Source organism: Vibrio sp. 10N.247.310.23, assembly GCF_041467155.1.
In the GTDB taxonomy this organism is placed as follows: domain Bacteria; phylum Pseudomonadota; class Gammaproteobacteria; order Enterobacterales; family Vibrionaceae; genus Vibrio; species Vibrio crassostreae_C.
This window is the reverse complement of the sequence record NZ_JBFSTZ010000027.1, coordinates 32764-51023: the sequence shown is the minus strand read 5'-3', so window position 1 is coordinate 51023 and position 18260 is coordinate 32764. Positions and strand designations below refer to the sequence as shown.

The 18260-nt window shown below is 44.2% G+C and carries 19 protein-coding genes and 1 pseudogene; 11 read left to right on the top strand and 9 right to left on the bottom strand.

Going from position 1 to position 18260, the window contains the following annotated elements:
- Positions 1-69 precede the first annotated feature (69 nt).
- Both AB6D93_RS18790 and argA read right to left on the bottom strand, forming a co-directional pair.
- Positions 70-261 carry a hypothetical protein gene (locus AB6D93_RS18790; protein ID WP_046224581.1) on the bottom strand — a complete coding sequence of 64 codons (192 nt, stop codon included), beginning with the start codon at positions 259-261 and terminating at the stop codon, positions 70-72.
- A gap of 283 nt (positions 262-544) precedes the next feature.
- Entirely contained in the window at positions 545-1882 is a 1338-nt protein-coding gene (argA, locus tag AB6D93_RS18785) for an amino-acid N-acetyltransferase (RefSeq protein WP_017065782.1), read from the bottom strand.
- Between the two features lie 161 nt (positions 1883-2043).
- On the opposite strand from argA, the gene AB6D93_RS18780 reads away from it, so the two are divergent.
- The 4 genes from AB6D93_RS18780 to csdE all read left to right on the top strand — a co-directional run bounded on the left by AB6D93_RS18780 (position 2044) and on the right by csdE (position 5104).
- Positions 2044-2517, top strand: a complete 474-nt coding sequence (locus AB6D93_RS18780) for a DUF2850 domain-containing protein (protein ID WP_017064193.1) — start codon at positions 2044-2046, stop codon at positions 2515-2517.
- Between the two features lie 81 nt (positions 2518-2598).
- A complete protein-coding gene (gene mltA, locus AB6D93_RS18775) occupies positions 2599-3711 on the top strand; it encodes a murein transglycosylase A (RefSeq protein ID WP_017064192.1) in 1113 nt (370 codons plus the stop codon).
- Positions 3712-3824: 113 nt separating this feature from the next.
- Positions 3825-4634: a tRNA cyclic N6-threonylcarbamoyladenosine(37) synthase TcdA gene (tcdA, locus tag AB6D93_RS18770; RefSeq protein WP_102333767.1), complete on the top strand. Its 810-nt coding sequence runs from the start codon at positions 3825-3827 to the stop codon at positions 4632-4634.
- Between the two features lie 41 nt (positions 4635-4675).
- Positions 4676-5104 carry a cysteine desulfurase sulfur acceptor subunit CsdE gene (gene csdE, locus AB6D93_RS18765; protein WP_102333768.1) on the top strand — a complete coding sequence of 143 codons (429 nt, stop codon included), beginning with the start codon at positions 4676-4678 and terminating at the stop codon, positions 5102-5104.
- Positions 5105-5173: 69 nt separating this feature from the next.
- Here the strand turns inward: csdE and csdA are convergent, their stop codons facing one another.
- The 3 genes from csdA to AB6D93_RS18750 form a co-directional block, all read right to left on the bottom strand.
- Positions 5174-6385 (bottom strand): cysteine desulfurase CsdA, encoded by a 1212-nt coding sequence (gene csdA, locus AB6D93_RS18760; protein WP_102333769.1) that lies wholly within the window; start codon positions 6383-6385, stop codon positions 5174-5176.
- An 87-nt stretch (positions 6386-6472) separates the two neighbouring features.
- Positions 6473-7366: a 2-dehydropantoate 2-reductase gene (panE, locus tag AB6D93_RS18755; RefSeq protein ID WP_102333770.1), complete on the bottom strand. Its 894-nt coding sequence runs from the start codon at positions 7364-7366 to the stop codon at positions 6473-6475.
- Between the two features lie 110 nt (positions 7367-7476).
- On the bottom strand, positions 7477-8259 hold the full coding sequence (locus AB6D93_RS18750) for an outer membrane protein OmpK (RefSeq protein ID WP_017059903.1): 783 nt from the start codon (positions 8257-8259) through the stop codon (positions 7477-7479).
- Positions 8260-8619: 360 nt separating this feature from the next.
- Between AB6D93_RS18750 and AB6D93_RS18745 the strand changes: the two are divergent.
- Positions 8620-8839, top strand: a pseudogene (locus AB6D93_RS18745) (2-dehydropantoate 2-reductase); the annotation flags it as partial.
- A gap of 62 nt (positions 8840-8901) precedes the next feature.
- Here AB6D93_RS18745 and AB6D93_RS18740 read toward each other — a convergent pair.
- From AB6D93_RS18740 to AB6D93_RS18725, 4 genes are all read right to left on the bottom strand, one after another.
- Complete coding sequence (locus AB6D93_RS18740; RefSeq protein WP_102333771.1) at positions 8902-10260, bottom strand: AmpG family muropeptide MFS transporter; 1359 nt, start codon at positions 10258-10260, stop codon at positions 8902-8904.
- A 53-nt stretch (positions 10261-10313) separates the two neighbouring features.
- Positions 10314-10862 (bottom strand): peptidylprolyl isomerase, encoded by a 549-nt coding sequence (locus AB6D93_RS18735; RefSeq protein ID WP_017059906.1) that lies wholly within the window; start codon positions 10860-10862, stop codon positions 10314-10316.
- Entirely contained in the window at positions 10862-11431 is a 570-nt protein-coding gene (locus AB6D93_RS18730; RefSeq protein ID WP_017059907.1) for a YajG family lipoprotein, read from the bottom strand. Before AB6D93_RS18730 ends, AB6D93_RS18735 begins: the two co-directional genes overlap by 1 nt.
- A gap of 66 nt (positions 11432-11497) precedes the next feature.
- On the bottom strand, positions 11498-12649 hold the full coding sequence (locus AB6D93_RS18725) for a methyltransferase (RefSeq protein WP_017059908.1): 1152 nt from the start codon (positions 12647-12649) through the stop codon (positions 11498-11500).
- Positions 12650-12823: 174 nt separating this feature from the next.
- Here AB6D93_RS18725 and bolA point away from each other — a divergent pair, with 174 nt between their 5' ends.
- The 6 genes from bolA (at position 12824) to nqrE (ending at position 18235) form a co-directional block, all read left to right on the top strand.
- Positions 12824-13132 (top strand): transcriptional regulator BolA, encoded by a 309-nt coding sequence (gene bolA, locus AB6D93_RS18720; RefSeq protein WP_017059909.1) that lies wholly within the window; start codon positions 12824-12826, stop codon positions 13130-13132.
- Between the two features lie 519 nt (positions 13133-13651).
- Complete coding sequence (locus AB6D93_RS18715) at positions 13652-14992, top strand: Na(+)-translocating NADH-quinone reductase subunit A (RefSeq protein ID WP_032547482.1); 1341 nt, start codon at positions 13652-13654, stop codon at positions 14990-14992.
- A 5-nt stretch (positions 14993-14997) separates the two neighbouring features.
- On the top strand, positions 14998-16242 hold the full coding sequence (locus AB6D93_RS18710; RefSeq protein ID WP_017067139.1) for an NADH:ubiquinone reductase (Na(+)-transporting) subunit B: 1245 nt from the start codon (positions 14998-15000) through the stop codon (positions 16240-16242).
- On the top strand, positions 16232-16999 hold the full coding sequence (locus tag AB6D93_RS18705) for a Na(+)-translocating NADH-quinone reductase subunit C (protein ID WP_017059911.1): 768 nt from the start codon (positions 16232-16234) through the stop codon (positions 16997-16999). The genes AB6D93_RS18710 and AB6D93_RS18705 overlap by 11 nt, the downstream gene beginning before the upstream one ends.
- Positions 16999-17631: an NADH:ubiquinone reductase (Na(+)-transporting) subunit D gene (locus AB6D93_RS18700; RefSeq protein WP_008223083.1), complete on the top strand. Its 633-nt coding sequence runs from the start codon at positions 16999-17001 to the stop codon at positions 17629-17631. Before AB6D93_RS18705 ends, AB6D93_RS18700 begins: the two co-directional genes overlap by 1 nt.
- Before the next feature lie 7 nt (positions 17632-17638).
- A complete protein-coding gene (gene nqrE, locus AB6D93_RS18695; RefSeq protein WP_009848375.1) occupies positions 17639-18235 on the top strand; it encodes an NADH:ubiquinone reductase (Na(+)-transporting) subunit E in 597 nt (198 codons plus the stop codon).
- The last annotated feature ends 25 nt before the right edge of the window (positions 18236-18260 follow it).

Sequence of the window (18260 nt, the reverse complement as noted above, 5' to 3'; positions counted from 1 at the left end):
GCTAGAGAAGGTTTTGAACTTAGGGCTAGATAAACACAAAGCAACCATCCTTGGTTGCTTTGAGCGTTATTAGGAATCAGAGCCTAAAAACGCTCGAGTAAACGATATGTGGTTTATCTTGTACTTTGCTTGGCAATTCAAAATAAACTCTTTTAGATTCTCGCTAACAGGGAACACGCAGTGTACGTCTAGCCCTTCTAAGAATTGGTTATCAGCCATATCCCAAAAACTTTGCAGCGAGTTACAAACAATGGTTCTCATATCAATATTGCTCTTTTTGCTGTTTATATTAACGAGCAGAGCTAATGTTAGCGTGCTGGCCGTCAACGGGTATAGCAATCCGTGCAGTGACCACCTCAATGAGTTCGACATGACTATCGAGATGGCAATTCCAATAAAAACATTTGTTAAGATTATTAAAGCGTCTAAATTCTATACAATTATACGTGTGAGTGAAAGTGCATAGTTAATAAATCTCATATAGAAAACGATTACATTTGCAATTATTTTTCCTTTGAAGTGAGATTTTAGTCCAAAACTTTATTTACACATTTAACGCTAAGATTTTTGAGTTACGTTGATAGTTGTACAGCCCCTGTTTTTCCATCGGTAATTCATCAACCGCTATCTCGTAAAAACCCTGTTCACGGAACCAGTGAAGGCTGTGCGTAGTAAGGACAAAAATCTGGTCGATATCACGAGATTTTGATTGGTGACGCATGTAATCCAGCAACAATTGCCCACGGTTTCCATCGCGATAGTCAGGGTGAATCGCCACACACGCCATCTCTGCCATGTGATCTTCCGGATACGCATATAGTGCAGCGCAACCAATAATCAGTCCGTCTTTTTCGATAATCGTAAAGCGGTGAATCTCTTGTTCCAATTGTTCTCTTGAGCGACGAACGAGAATGCCTTGTTCTTCCAAAGGACGAATAAGGTCAAATATGCCACCAATATCGTCAATCTGAGCTTGTCTTACTTGCTCGGCACTAGCCATGACCACTTGGGTTCCAATACCGTCAAAAGAGAACAACTCTTGGATTAATGCGCCATCTACCTTGTAGCTGATTAGATGACAACGAGGCACACCAGCTCGACAAGCGGAGATCGCTCCTTTCAAGAAGCGCAGTGTTCCTGTGCTCATGTCTTCGGCAGGATTTTGAGATTCCGTTAATCGTTCTAGAATTTGCTTGGCATCTTTAGGGAAGAGTTCGGCGAGCACGTTACCGCGTTCATCTGTTACCCCTTGTTCGGAGCAGAAGCCAATCAGCTTGTCGGCCTTTAGACGAATAGCAACTTGGGTAGCGACCTCTTCAGAAAGTAGGTTAAAGCTTTCGCCTGTCACGGAGCTGGCAATAGGGCCAAGCAGTACAATTGAACCTTGGTCAAGCGTGCGATTGATCCCTTCGATATCGATTCGACGAATACGCCCGCTGTGGCAATAATCCGTACCGTCATCCACGCCAAGCGGTTGAGCCGTAATGAAGTTACCACTCATAACATTGAGTTGAGTGCCTGCCATCGGTGTGTTGTTTAAGCTCATTGAGAGGCGCGCGGTGATGGCAAGTTGAAGCTGTCCAGCAGCCTGCATAGCGACGCCCAAAGAATATTCATCAGTGACCCTAATATTCTTGTGATAAGGCGTATGGCAATCTTGCTTGGCGAGCAATTGGTTGATCTGCGGTCTTGCCCCGTGAACGAGAACAATCTTTACTCCAAGGCTGTGGAGCAAGGCTATATCACTAATAATGTTACCAAAGTTCCTGTCGGCAACGGCTTCGCCTCCCAGCATAATGACCATGGTTTTGCCACGGTGAGCATTTACGTAAGGGGTTGATTGTCTGAAACCTTTTACTAGCGCTGTACTTCTTAATTTCACAGAACAAGTCCATTTTGTTTATTTATTCGATAATTTAGCATTTAAATTCAAATGTAAACAACACCTTTTTGGAATAAAGCGCAAACTAATCTTATCTAGGCTTCAATATATAAACTGTCTCAGTGTAGAATGCGCATAGCATCCTTATGAGTAGTCACCGAATGCAACAAGCTCCAGCAACAAAGAACAAAATCGATGAGATAACCAAAGGTCTCTACAGCGAAGCTGATCAGCGCAATCAATCTAAGTTGAAGCGTAAGATCATTGAACGTTGTTTAATGGTTCTAGCCTTAGTGGGTTCGTTTGCGGTGGTTTCTTTGTTCGGCGATGTGCTTTCCCGAGTGCAAAATGCGGCGACGCCCGACAATCTGATATACGGCACTTGGATAGAGCAAGATGTTGCACATTATGCGACCGATGAGTTTGTTCTGAATGCTAATGGTGTGTCAGTTCGTGGGTCTGTTGTTTCGACGAGCTTTGACTTTGATGGAAACTACTTTGAATACAAGGCGGGTGATAAAACCTATCGCTTCCGCATGACCAATTCTGACAATACAGAAATGGTGCTCGATTCTGACAGTCACTACAATCCTATCTTCCGCCTTAAGGGCCATATCGATAACTCCGTCCGATAGGTTATCTTCTTGTAAACTCTTACAATCTAAGATTGTGTTATCTGACTGTTTTTGTCATCCTCGATGCATAGAATTTTTAGGATGACTCTTGTGATTAAAAAATGGCTTCCCCTTGTCGCTGCCTCTTTGTTATTTGGCTGTGCTCAACCCACTGATCTTGCTCAGCAACACCTTGATGACGAATTTCCTCGCACCTTGAATAAGGTCGATCAGGTTGAATCCAATAAACCAAGAGACTACACCGCATTTGCAGAACAAGCTGAGATGGTGGTTTCTAAATCCCCTTCGATGGCTAAAATCTATGAGCCGCTTTATCAACAACTCAATGAGTGGGCGATGCTGAGTGGAGATCCAAGCGAGCTAGCGAATTTTGGCGTTCAAACCGCTCAACTAGGTGGTGGTGATAAACAAGGCAATGTTTTGTTCACGGGCTACTTTTCTCCTGTGATGGAGCTGCGCCACGAAGCGAATGAAGAATATCGTTACCCTGTTTACGGGCTTCCTGAGTGTGGTAAAGAGTGTCCAACACGCCAAGAGATTTACAACGGCGCACTAGAAGGTCAGGGCCTTGAGTTAGGTTACTCAGCAAACCGTATCGACCCATTTATGATGGAAGTACAGGGCAGTGGATTTGTACACTTCGGTGATGATGACACGCTGCAGTATTTCGCCTACGCGGGTAAGAACAATAAAGCTTATGTGAGCATTGGCCGTGTTCTGATTGAACGAGGCTTAGTTCCACGCGAAAAAATGTCGCTAAAAGCAATCAAAGAGTGGGTATTGGCAAACGATCCTGAAGTGGTCAAAGAGCTGCTTGAGCAAAACCCATCTTTCGTGTTTTTTGAAGCGAGAGACGACCTATCTGTGATGGGTAGCGCGGGCATTCCTCTATTACCTATGGCGGCGGTTGCGGGCGATCGCTCTATCTTGCCTATGGGGACGCCGATTCTTGCTGAGGTTCCATTATTGAATGCTGATGGTACTTGGAGCGGCGCTCATCAACTAAGACTGCTATTGGTTTTGGATACGGGCGGCGCGGTTAAGCAAAACCATTTGGACCTTTACCACGGCATGGGCCCTCGAGCGGGTACAGAAGCGGGCCATTACAAGCATTTTGGTCGTGTGTGGAAGCTCGGTTTAGATGGCAGCGCAACTGAAGCGCCTTGGGCTTTGCCTCCTGAAAAGGTTGAGTAAGCTACAATAAAATAGGGCATTGAAAGCGAATCGCTAATCCCCTAGACTTTTTATTCAAGAGTGCGTATAAAACGCACTCTTTTCTTTTTCTCAGAAATAAATTGGCGGCAACAATGCGTGAATTGACCACTCCAGCTTCAGAAAACTATGACCAACGATTTGGTGGCACCCGTCGCCTATATGGCAATAGTGAAGTCGACATACTTAGAGCAGCACACGTGTGTGTGATCGGTATTGGCGGTGTAGGTTCATGGGCGGTTGAAGCGCTGGCTCGTACTGGTTTAGGTGAGCTGACTTTGATCGATATGGATGATGTGTGTGTGACCAACATCAACCGTCAGATCCACGCAATGTCGGGTACGGTTGGCAAGAGCAAAATCGAAGTGATGGCTGAGCGCGTTAAGTTGATTAACCCTGAGTGTAAAGTGAACCTGATTGATGACTTTATTGGTCCTGACAATCAGGCTGAGTATTTGTCGAAAGAGTTCGATTTTGTTCTCGATGCGATTGATAGCATGAAAGCTAAGGCTTCGCTGTTGGCGTATTGTCGTAGTAACAAAATCAAAGTGATCACCACGGGTGGTGCGGGTGGCCAAGTCGACCCAACTCAAATCAAAGTGGCTGATCTGACTAAGACGATTCAAGACCCGTTAGCGAAGAAATTGAAAGACACATTACGTCGTCATCACAATTTCCCTAAGAACCCAGCACGTAAGTTTGGCATCGATTGTGTGTTCTCGACTGAGCAACTTAAATATCCTCAAGCTGACGGCAGTGTATGTGCTGCGAAAGCGACCGCAGAAGGGTCAAAACGAATGGATTGTGCGACAGGTTTTGGCGCAGCAACGGTGGTAACGGCTACGTTTGGTTTTGTGGCGGTTTCACGTATCGTAGAAAAGATCGTTCAAAAGCATACTAAGTAACTCGTTACTTTGAGCTTACTAAGAATTTACTGGATATAAAAATGACGTCATTTCCAAGTTCTCCATTCGGCCAAGAAATTACCAGTGATGATATTGTCGCAAAGATGCAGACTTTCAGCGGTTGGGAAGACCGTTATCGTCAAGTGATTCAATGGGGCAAGAAACTGCCAACGATGCCTGATGAACTGAAAAGTGAGCAGGTGGTTGTCTCTGGCTGTGAAAGCCAAGTCTGGCTAGTTTCTCAGAACATCGACGGTGTTTGGTATTTTTGTGCTGATTCTGATGCTCGTATCGTGCGCGGTCTGATTGCATTAGTGATGGCTGCGTATGATGGAAAAACATCAGAGCAGGTTCAAGCGTTCGATATTGATGGTTACTTTGAAAACATCGGTTTAATCACCCACCTAAGCCCATCTCGCGGAAACGGATTAAAAGCGATTGTTGCTCAAATCCAAGAGTTAAGTGCTTAATATCACTCAGATACACAGAAACAAAAAGGGTTGACGCTAAACGCCAACCCTAAATAATCTCGCCACACCCTAAAGCATATCAACGGCTTTTTCTATCGCAGCTATAAGCTTATCAACGTCATCCATGTTGTTGTAAATACCAAATGAAATTCGAACCGTTCCTTTCACATTAAGTGCATCCATTAATGGGTGAGCACAATGATGTCCTGCACGTACTGCGATACCTTGCTGATCCAGTAGAGTCGCTATATCTTGATGGTGAACACCATCCATCACAAAAGTAATCACACTTGCGTTAGGTTGATACCCTAAAATCTGAATGTCATCCAGTTTACTGAGCGCAAGATAAGTCTCGTGTTGTAGTTGGTGGATATGATTTTCGACATCTTGTTGTACAAAACCACTTAACCATTCTATTGCGGTGCTTAGTGCTATGGCCCCTGCCACATTTGGCGTGCCCGCTTCGAATTTGCCAGGCAGTTCTGAAAAAGTAGTGCCAGAGAAAGAGACGCGCTCGACCATTTTGCCACCACCATGCCAAGGTGGCATCGCTTCTAACAATTCAAGCTTGCCGTAAAGCACACCGATGCCCGCAGGGGCATAGAGCTTGTGTCCAGAGAATACGTAGAAATCAGCGCCTAAAGCAGCAACATCAACTGACTCATGAACGATGCCTTGCGCACCATCGACCACAACAATCGCATTCATCTTATGTGCTTTCTCGATGACGGCTTCAATCGGCTGACGAGAACCCGTTACGTTGGTTATCTGAGCTAATGCAACAATCTTGGTTTGTTCATTTAAAAGTGCATCAAACGCAGTGAGGTCAAATTCACAATCCGGTGTCATCTGTACTTTAACGACTTTAGCACCGGTTTGCTCTGCGACAATTTGCCAAGGCACGATGTTGGCGTGATGCTCCATTTCGCTGACTAAGATCTCATCGCCGGGCTTAAGGGTGCTTCTGGCGTAGGTTTGAGCGATAAGATTAAGCGCTTCGGTTGCACCGCGAGTCCAGATGATCTCTTTTGAAGAGCTTGCACCGATAAACTGAGCGACCTTATCTCTGGCAGCTTCAAACTGACTGGTCGCATTCGCTGTTAAGCTATGGCTACCACGGTGAACATTGGCATTTTGTTTGGAGTAATATTGGCTAATGGCATCAATAACTACCTGAGGTTTTTGTGTCGTTGCCGCGCTGTCTAAGTAAATCAATGGTTGTTGATTGATGGTTTGTGATAGCGCAGGAAACTGCTCTCGGATGTGATTGATATCAAGCATCTATTCTTACCTAAAATCTTGGAAATTGGTGCCAGCGTTATGCTTAGCGGTATTGTTATTTTATCGCGACTTGTTGACCGTTGCTGACTAATCTTGATGATTCCAGCTATTTTCTTGCTCTTTGACCTGATTGAACAGCTTTTGGTTAACAGGAACTTCTATCTGATGTTTAAGCGCTGTTTTTATTAGGTGTCCAGTGATGAAGTCGATCTCTGTCTTGCGTTGGTAAAACATATCCTGCTTCATGGATGAGTTGTTCTGCGCCGTGGCTTGGATGACCTGCTTGACACTTGCTTCTAATCCGTCGAATGAACAAGCGATCTCTTCGGCTTGCATAACTTGTGTTAGCTCTTCAACTATAGAACTTAAAATACCCTCAAACCTTTGGTCTGCAAGTTCACCATTCTTGATTTGTTCCAACCCTGTCAGTGGATTGATAGCACAATTGATGGCGAGTTTAGCCCAAAGCGCGGTTTCTATTTGTGGGTTCCAACTCACAGTGGGGAGAGCATCATCCAATACATCAACCAAAAACGTGCACTGTTGACCCGTTTGGTTAAAAGCACCCAACTGGGTTTGTCCTATTCCTGTATGAGATACACTATTACGATCAGGTTTGAATGCTGCTTGGGTCGTGGTTGCCAATACTATCGGGTGAGCATTAATTTGAGTGGCAATGTTGTCGACCGCGCCCATTCCATTGTGCATGAACATTAGAATGGTGTCTGGGTCGAGATGTTGGAGGAGCGGAGTGGTTGCGGTTTCGACTTGCCAAGCCTTGACGGTGAAGATAACCAGATCACTCGCGGCTAATCGTTCGATATTGTTGTTACTGATAGGGAGAGAGGGTTGTCCATCAAGTGATAGCTCAATGGAGTGGTCGGAAGAACGGCTCCACAAAGAGACATTATGACCAGCTTGAAGCAGTTTTATTGCCCATAAAGAGCCGATGGCCCCTGGCCCAACAATAGTGATGTTCACAGCAATACCGAGATAAGAAAGTGATGCTGCAAGGATAGCGAGGCATTAAATGAAAGCAATAAAAAATGGCACCCGAGGGTGCCATTTAGGAAACTTTCTTAGAAGTTCGATTAGAACTTGTAAGTTACTGCAACGTAGTGACCGAAGCCTGTTGATTTGAATCCATCAGTATCTTTAATACCGTAGATGTCTTTGTAACCTTTTAGGCCGTAACCAACAGCAAAACGATCTGAGTGCCAGTAGATACCATTGTACATTGCACCACCGTTACTTGCAGAAGAGTACTTGTCTTCCAGACCAAATTGGTAATCGATGTAACCTTGGTAAGAGACGAATGAACCGTTCTCGAAGAAGTAGAAAGGTTTAAACCAGTTTGCAGAAACTTGGTAACCGTTCCAATCTTTGTTGTTTGAATCGTATGTACCGTAAAGGTTTAGGCCAATTTTGCCTAACCACGGAACCATTACGTCAGAACCTAAACCAACTTTTTGAGTGTTAACGCCAGAGTTACCACCCCATTCCATAAGTGTAGATACGTAAAGCTCTTGAACTGGACCGAAAGAAAGATCTTTACCTGTAAGTCCGTCTAGAGACATACGAGGAGCGAACTTCATGAACATCTTTTCAGCACCAGCTTTATCGCTGCCTGGATCAGACGTTAGGTTGAATACGTCAACATAGCCATAAAGGTCGAAGATTCCCGAGCGGCCACCGAATTCCATCTCTAGGTAATCATGTGAAGACTCACCTGGAAGTTCGTCAATTGCAGCCATAAGGTTGAATTGCATCCATTTGTAATCGTTCTTATGGATGTCGCCGTCAGAATAATCAGCCGCCATTACTGGAGCAGATGCTGCTGCAAGTAGGCCAAGAGTTAAAAGTGATTTACGCATAATGGAACTCTCTATGTTTGAAATAAGTAACCCGCTAATCCGTGCGTGTTTATGATGTCCGAATGCCGAGCATAATAGCGATTTTGTTCTCAAATAAAAGTGAGACGGAGTGAAAATTACAATTATTAAGGTGAAGCTGATCACACTAATGATCTAAATGATGGAACTTTAATGTGGCAATGCATCTTGATGCACCTCTAATTCTATTGATTTTGTGAAACTCGATTATTTTGTGGATAAATAGGTGAAATACTGTGCTAAGCAAACGATTCTACTAATTAGAGTGACATGCATATCAAAATCAACAGTATTCATTTCTAAGCGTTTTCTCTTAAAAAATGACAATTCAACCCGTCTTACAATCCAGTCTTTGATCTATCTTTGACCGAAAACGGTGGGTATTGCTGGCAGCACTCCGGCGCTAAGTGATGTGAAATTCAAAGATTATGCGAATGGCATTTATGTTGCGGCGGGGTCTTACTTTGTGACGATTACTGTAGCGGGTCAGCCTTTGGTTGTGGCGATTGATGATTCGATGGGAACAGGTTTTAATCTTATCGTGAGCGACACAACAGACTAGATCTGAAGACCGAACGTAAAAGAGGGAAGCTCAATGCTACCCTCTTATCATTTTTTTTGACTCTATTCTTGATTGTTTTTGGCTTTTTCTAATAAATCCGTGAAAAAGTGGCGTAACGAATAGAGCATGATCAAACTCGGTATCACCATGAGTGCAGTCAGTATAAAGAAGGTTGACCAGTCATTGAGGTAATCAACCAACTCACCACTGAAGGAAGCCAGCGTTGTTCGACCGAAATTGCCCAAGGATGCGAGTAATGCATATTGTGTCGCTGAGAATGCTTGCCCGGTTAATAGCGTTAAGAAAGAGACAAAAGCTACTGTTGAAAAGGCGGTTGTGAAGTTATCGACAATAATCGTTGCCAAGAACAAGGTTTCACTCGGGCCAGTGTGAGCGATCCACGCAAACATTAGATTACTGGCCGCCATTGCCACACCGCCGATCATCAGTCCGCGTACAATACCGAATTTCACATTGAAGACACTGCCTACCAAAGTGAAGAATATCGTCGCGCCCCAGCCAATTAACTTGGAGTAATGACCGATCTGTTCATTACTGAAACCTATCTCTTTATAGAAGGTGATCGACATGCGACCTAGGAAGGCTTCACCTATCTTAAATAGGAATACGAACAGCAGTAGGGTGATGGCAACTTGAACTCCGTTTCGTTTGAAGAAGTCATAAAACGGTTCTAACACGGTAACACTGAACCAAGCCACGACTTTCGAACCGACAACCTTATTGTGGCGTTGCTGAGCCTGTTCTTGCAGGGCTTCGCGTTGTGTATTTGGCTCTCCGACAAAAAGAGTAAACAGCATTAGTACGACAACGACGCCTGCCATTCCGTAATACACGCCATTCCAACCGATTGAGTCTGCGTTAATAAAGGCAAGGTAGCCTGGTAGAGAATACCCCGTCCACCAACCAATTACGGCCATTGCAGAAGCTTGCGGCAGTTTTGATGCTTCGGATTTTGGGAAGGTATCAATACGAAATGCATCAATCGCGATGTCTTGCGTGGCTGAGGCAATGGCAATAGCGAGCGCCAACATTGAAGTAAACGCCAAGTTCTCTGCGGGATTGACGCCTGCGACGAATAAGGTACCGATTAAAACAATGGATTGGCAGAAAAAGATCCAACTGCGTCGCTGGCCGAGTATTGCGTGAAGCACCGGCAGTTTTACTCGGTCTACCAATGGTGCCCATAGAAAGTTAATCGCATACACGGCAAACACACTGCCAAAGTAGCCGATGGCAGCACGCGTTAAACCTGCATCTTTTAGCCAACCAGACATATTGGATCCAATAAGAACCCATGGGAAGCCACTCGAACAGCCGAGCATAAACACCCAAAGTAGGCGTTTATCTAGGTAGCTGCGGAAAGTCTGCATCCAAGAAAGAGAGGGAGTGCCTGATGACATAGGGCGTCCTTGTGTAGAAAAACGCCCTTAAGAAATAAGGGCGTTAGATTGGATTACTTAAGAAGGGTCACTTTAGTGATGACGATTGGGTCAACTGGTATGTCTGACATGCGGCCCATTCGCTTGGTTGGAATCGTTGCCATCTTTTGAACAACATCAAAACCTTCAGTTACTTTGCCGAATACAGCGTAGCCTGGGTTGCTACCTTTTGCGTTCAAGAAGTCATTATCAGAGAAGTTAATGAAGAACTGACGAGTTGCAGAATCTGGCGCATTAGTACGAGCCATCGCGATTGTTGCTGTATCGTTCTTCAAGCCATTGCTGCCTTCATTCTTGATAGGAGCGTAAGTTGCTTGTTGATTCATCTCTTGATCGAAGCCGCCACCTTGAGCCATAAAGCCAGGAATAACACGGTGGAAGATAGTGCCTTCGTAGCTGCCGTCAGCAACGTATTTTAGGAAGTTCTCCGCACTAACCGGTGCTTGTTCTTGGTTAAGCTCAATAGTGAAGTCGCCTAATGTTGTTTCCACGTTTACTTTAGGACCAGCCCAAACGCTCACGCTCACTAGCATTAATGCGATAGAAGATAAAATACGACCCATTAGAAACGTTCCTTCATGTAAGTTTGTAGCTCTTGGTCGTTAGCGATCTCAGTAAGAACCAAGTTGATCACGTCATTAAGAACCATAGAGATGTCGTCGTTAGATGCACTCAATGCACCAGTGCGTGTTGCAGTGCCGTTGAATGTTTTAACTAGTTTGCCTTCAGGTGTTTCAGCGGTAACTTCAAGCGTTACTTTACCGTCCATTTTGTTTTCCATAATGGTGTGCTCTACGGTAACGAGTGCTTCTTGAATCTCTAAAACAATCGAGTTTTCACTGTTTACGCTCGCACGAAAACCTTGAGACTCTAACTGCTGTGCAACAGCATTTTCTAGAGAAATACGCATGTTTTGCTTAGCGTGAATTGGCTGAATGTTTGAACGGCCACTATCAACCAATGCAACATATTGAGCGGCACGAACATCTTTACTGGTTAGTGTGTATGTTTTGCCTTGTACAAGGTTGCTTGAGCTTAGTGAAGCTTCTGGCATTACATTGATCTGTTCTTGCTGAGGGGCTGAACATGCTGTCAAAGCCATAATAGAAGCAGCCAAAATCAGTTTTTTCATTCCTTTATCCTTTCTAAATTCACACCAGAAGCTCGGTATCTTAAATTCTTGTGAAGTCGTTTCTGCTTATTTATTAAAATTCGCAGGCTCTCTTGTTGCTTGTAATATCTCAAATTTTTGGTTTAGTTCAAGCGTTTCAACGTTAGCTTCACCAAATAGTCTCGCTAGTTTGACATCGTATCCGAGGTGTCGGTTGCCAATAACAATTAATTTGCCTCCATTGCTAAGAACATGCTTTGCATCACAGAACATTTGCCATGCAATGTGATCAGTAATCGCTTGTTGCTGATGGAATGGAGGATTACACATCACTAAGTAGGTGCTGTTTTTCTTAAAGCCATCTAAACAGTTGTTGGCGATGAACTGGAAGTTGCCGTCTTCACCAAGGTTATCCTTGACGTTTTGGCGTGCTGACTCCACAGCCATAAAGCTTTCATCCACACAGGTGATACGAGCTTGTGGGTTCAATTGCCCTGCTTTTACACTCAATACACCGTTGCCACAGCCTAGATCGATGATATGACGTAGCTCAGGATCTTGTGGGATGTGCTCTAGCATATAGCGAGCGCCTTGATCGAGTGCTTCCCCTGAGTAAACATTTGGTAAATTTTTCAGACGGATATCTTCACCGTCCACATCCCATTCAACAAAAGGCTCTACCGTTTGAATTGGCTGGCAGTTTGGAGATGAGAAGACTAAGCGGTGTTTTTTCTTCGCTAGTGATGTTTTGGTTTCGCCTAGGTATTTTTCGAACAGGTTAAGCGTAGAGGTGTGAATCTCTTTTACCTTGTTGACGCCAATCACTTGGCAGCCTACAGGCAATGCTTGGCGTAGCTGGCTCAGTTGCCAGATTAGGTGACGATTTGTTTTTGGCAGCTGCATGATCACAAGGTCGATACCGTGTGGGATATCATCCATCGTGTTCAAGAAGTTCACTCGGTTACTTTGATTGCGCTGCAAGTTTTTCAGGGCGCCACGGTGAGAGATAAATGAGTCGCTCATCATAGTGACATCATGATCTTTCGAGAACCAAGTCGATAGGGCACCGAAGCTGTCGTTCATGATCAGGATGTGTTTACCAGGTTCAAGGTTCATCTCTTCAACATGGCTAATAATGTATTCGTCGCCCGCATCCCAAGCTTGAAGGGTTTCATTTGAACGTTTCGGGAAACGATGTAAGGTCAAAGTTCTGTCGTGAAGGGTAAGTTCGGTTTTCATTGCTTGAGATACTTATGTAAGAAATAACAAAGATATTGTCTCAAATGCAGGCTGAACAAGATAGAAAAAACTCAACCAAACCTATGCCATTTGCTATGAAATACTCAGACACTCGACCTGTTAGGGTTTATACTCAGCCCACGGATAATGCCAATACGTTATTAAGGAATCACAATGATCCAAGAAGTTATCGAAACAAAATTGCACAATGAGTTTTCACCAAGTCATTTAAACGTGGTCAATGAGAGCTATATGCACAATGTTCCGGCTGGTTCTGAGAGTCATTTCAAAGTGATTGTTGTCAGCGATGTGTTTGAAGGTTTGCGTCTTATTGCTCGTCATCGAGCGGTAAATAAGGCACTTTCAGAAGAGTTAGCCAATAATATCCACGCACTGTCTATTCACACTTATACAAAAGATGAATGGATGAAGCAGCTAGATAGCGTGCCAGACAGTCCAATGTGTATGGGTGGCGGAAAGTAAGAAGGCCTATATACAGAGAAAAGCGCCATGGCGCTTTTTTTGTCGTCAAACGTATGTATTTTTCGTTCTTATATCACCCAAACTGATGTCAAATTGAACGAGCTCAAATACCTACAATGAGTAATGTTTTTATTAACAGTGTTTCAACATAACTAGTAAAATATTAGTTTGTGACAGAGTATTAATCTCTTGTTTAAAACACGATTCAAAAGCCATTTTATCTGTGCGGCTCGTCAAATTTATACATATTTGAGAGGCCATATGCTTCAAATCTCACCAAATAAAGGCTGTATTCAAGTTATTGGTCATGGCATCGAGTTGTCAAAAAATGCTAGAATATCGCACCTGATAAATCTCACATGATTCGTGTGGTGATTTTATTATGAAAATGTTGCGATTTTGGTATCTCAAATTTACCAAAACCGGACACTGTAATGTCGTGTCTAAGGGCGAGTTTAAAACGTCCTGAATTTACGCAATTAAAAGAATCTTTTTCCCGATAAAGTAGTGCAAGTGCGTATGATTACAATAAATAAGGGTTTGGATCTTCCTATCGCAGGAACTCCATCCCAGGTGATTAATGATGGTAAGTCCATCACTAAAGTCGCCTTGCTTGGCGAAGAGTACGTTGGTATGCGTCCTACGATGCATGCTCGCGTTGGTGATGAAGTGAAGAAAGGCCAAGTTCTTTTTGCAGATAAAAAGAACCCAGGTGTTGTATTTACTTCTCCAGCAAGCGGTAAAGTTATTGAAGTGAACCGTGGTGCTAAGCGTGTTCTTCAATCAGTAGTGATTGAAGTAGCAGGCAATGAGCAAATCACGTTCAATAGCTATGAAGCTAACCAACTAGTAGGCCTTGACCGTGAAACGGTTAAAGCTCAGTTAGTTGAGTCTGGCGCATGGACCGCTTTGCGAACTCGTCCGTTCAGCAAGGTTCCAGCAGTTGATTCTGAAACTCAGGCTATTTTCGTTACTGCTATGGATACTAATCCGCTAGCAGCTGAGCCAGAATTAATCATTAACGAGCAGTCTGATGCTTTCGTTGCTGGTTTAGATCTTCTTTCAACTCTGACTAACGGTAAAGTGTACGTTTGTAAAAAAGGTACTAGCTTACCTCGTTCAGCTCAGTCTAACGTTGAAGAGCATGTTTTTGATGGCCCACACCCTGCAGGTCTTGCAGGCACGCATATGCATTACCTATATCCGGTAAATGCACAAAATGTAGCGTGGAGCATTAACTACCAAGATGTTATCGCATTCGGTAAGCTTTTCCTTACTGGTGAGATTTACTCTGAGCGTGTTGTTTCTCTGGCTGGTCCAGTGGTGAACAACCCACGTCTAGTTCGTACTCAAATTGGTGCTAGCCTTGAAGAGTTGACAGACAGCGAGTTAATGCCAGGCGAAGTTCGTGTGATTTCTGGTTCTGTACTTACGGGTACTGAAGCAACAGGTCCACATGCTTTCCTTGGTCGTTACCATCAGCAAGTTTCTGTTCTACGTGAAGGTCGTGATAAAGAGCTATTCGGCTGGGCTATGCCTGGTAAGAACAAGTTCTCTGTTACTCGTTCATTCCTTGGTCACCTGTTTAAAGGTCAGTTGTTCAACATGACAACGACAACAAACGGTAGTGACCGCTCAATGGTTCCAATTGGTAACTACGAGCGCGTAATGCCTCTAGATATGGAACCTACATTGCTGCTTCGTGATCTATGTGCAGGCGACATTGATAGTGCTCAAGCACTAGGTGCGCTAGAGCTAGACGAAGAAGATGTAGCATTGTGTACCTTTGTATGTCCAGGTAAGTACGAGTACGGTCAACTACTTCGTGAATGCCTAGATACGATTGAGAAGGAAGGGTAATTTTCATGGGCCTTAAAAAGTTTCTTGAAGACATCGAGCATCATTTTGAGCCAGGTGGTAAACACGAGAAGTGGTTTGCGCTTTACGAAGCAGCAGCGACAGTGTTCTACACGCCAGGTCTTATTACAAAGAAAAGCTCGCACGTTCGTGATAGCGTTGATTTAAAACGTATCATGATCATGGTTTGGTTCGCGGTATTCCCAGCAATGTTCTGGGGTATGTACAACGCGGGTGGCCAAGCTATCGCAGCACTTAACCATATGTATGCAGGTGCTGAACTAGCATCTGTTATCAGTGGTAACTGGCACTACTGGCTAACCGAAATGCTTGGAGCCTCCTTAGGAGCCGATGCAGGTGTTGGCAGCAAGATGCTACTTGGTGCGACTTACTTCCTACCTATCTACGCAACGGTATTCATCGTTGGTGGTTTCTGGGAAGTTCTGTTCTGTATGGTGCGTAAGCACGAAGTAAACGAAGGTTTCTTTGTTACTTCTATCTTATTCGCGCTTATCGTTCCGCCAACACTTCCTCTATGGCAAGCAGCACTAGGTATTACCTTCGGTGTTGTAGTCGCTAAAGAGATCTTCGGTGGTACGGGTCGTAACTTCCTGAACCCTGCACTTGCTGGCCGTGCGTTCCTATTCTTTGCATACCCTGCACAGATTTCAGGTGACGTAGTTTGGACTGCTGCAGATGGTTTCTCTGGTGCAACTGCTCTTAGCCAATGGGCTCAAGGCGGCGGTAGCGCACTAATGAACGTAACATCTGGTGAAGCAATCACTTGGATGGACGCATTCATTGGTAACATCCCAGGTTCTATCGGTGAAGTATCGACTCTAGCACTTATGATCGGTGCTGCGATGATCGTTTACATGCGTATCGCTTCATGGCGAATCATTGCTGGTGTAATGATCGGTATGATTGCTGTGTCTACGCTGTTTAACGTGATCGGTTCTGATACTAACGCAATGTTCAGCATGCCTTGGCACTGGCACCTAGTTCTAGGTGGCTTCGCATTCGGTATGTTCTTCATGGCGACTGACCCAGTATCAGCTTCATTTACCAACAAAGGTAAGTGGTGGTACGGCATCCTAATCGGCGCAATGTGTGTAATGATTCGTGTAGTTAACCCTGCATACCCAGAAGGCATGATGCTTGCGATTCTATTCGCAAACCTATTTGCTCCTCTGTTTGACCACGTTGTAATCGAGAAGAACATTAAGCGGAGACTAGCGCGCTATGGCAAGTAATAACGATAGCATTAAAAAGACGCTGTTTGTTGTTATCGCATTGAGCCTAGTGTGCTCAATCATCGTTTCAACAGCTGCAGTTGTTCTTAAACCTAAGCAACAAGCTAACGCGGTTCTAGATCAGCAAACTAAGATCCTTGAAGTTGCGGGCATTGAACTTGCGGGTAATATCCCTGAACTGTACGCAGAGAACATTGAACCTCGTCTAGTTGATTTCGCTACTGGCGATTTCGTTGACGGCGATGCTGCTGCATACGACCAACGTAAAGCGGCAAAAGATCCAGCTCAGTCAATCAAGCTTTCAGCTGAAGATGACATCGCTAAGATCCTTCGTCGTGCTAACACGGGTACTGTATACCTTGTGAAAGATGGCGCTGAAACTTCTAAAGTTATCATCCCTGTTCACGGTAACGGTCTATGGTCAATGATGTACGCATTCGTTGCGGTAGAAACTGATGGCAACACAGTTTCTGGTATCACTTACTACGAGCAAGGTGAAACTCCTGGACTTGGTGGTGAAGTTGAGAACCCATCTTGGCGCGCTCAATTCGTTGGTAAGAAATTATTCGACGAAAACCACAAACCTGCTATTCAGGTTGTTAAAGGTGGCGCTCCTCAAGGTTCTGAGCACGGTGTAGATGGCCTTTCTGGTGCAACACTGACTAGCGTTGGTGTTCAACATACATTTGACTTCTGGTTAGGTGATATGGGCTTTGGTCCGTTCCTAGCAAAAGTTCGTGACGGAGGTCTGAACTAATGTCTAGTGCAAAAGAAATTAAAAAGAGCATCTTAGCGCCGGTGTTGGACAACAACCCAATCGCGCTACAGGTTCTTGGTGTGTGTTCTGCTCTTGCGGTAACCACTAAGCTAGAAACAGCATTTGTTATGACTATCGCGGTAATGTTCGTTACTGCTCTGTCTAACTTCTTCGTTTCTTTGATCCGTAACCACATTCCTAACAGTGTGCGTATCATCGTTCAGATGGCAATTATCGCATCACTAGTAATCGTGGTAGACCAAGTGCTTAAAGCATACCTATACGATATCTCTAAGCAGCTATCTGTATTCGTAGGCCTAATCATTACTAACTGTATTGTAATGGGTCGTGCTGAAGCATTCGCAATGAAGTCTGCGCCAATCCCATCTCTAATCGATGGTCTTGGTAACGGTCTTGGTTACGGTTTCGTTCTTATCACTGTTGGTTTCTTCCGTGAGCTTCTAGGCTCTGGCAAACTATTTGGTATGGAAGTACTACCTCTAGTGAGCAACGGTGGTTGGTATCAGCCAAACGGCTTGATGCTTCTAGCACCTTCTGCATTCTTCCTAATTGGTTTCTTGATTTGGGCAATTCGTGTGTTCAAACCAGAACAAGTAGAAGCGAAGGGGTAAGGTAGTCATGGAACATTATATTAGTCTGCTAGTTAAATCGATTTTCATCGAAAACATGGCGCTTTCTTTCTTCCTAGGTATGTGTACATTCCTAGCGGTATCTAAGAAAGTTAAAACTTCTTTTGGTCTTGGTGTTGCGGTAGTTGTAGTACTTACAATCGCTGTTCCTGTAAACAACCTTGTTTACACACACATCCTGAAAGAAAACGCGCTTGTTGAAGGTGTCGATTTAAGTTTCCTTAACTTCATCGCATTCATCGGTGTTATCGCGGCACTTGTACAAATCCTAGAGATGGTTCTAGACCGTTTCTTCCCACCTTTGTACAACGCACTAGGTATATTCCTTCCACTGATCACAGTTAACTGTGCAATCTTTGGTGGTGTATCTTTCATGGTAACTCGTGACTACAACTTTGCTGAATCTGTTGTTTACGGCTTCGGTTCTGGTGTGGGTTGGATGTTAGCTATCGTTGCTCTTGCGGGTATCCGTGAGAAGATGAAGTACTCTGACGTACCTCCAGGTCTTCGTGGCCTTGGTATCACGTTCATTACTGTTGGTCTGATGGCGTTAGGCTTTATGTCTTTCTCTGGTGTTCAACTGTAGGGTAAGCACCCAGTAATAAGGAATA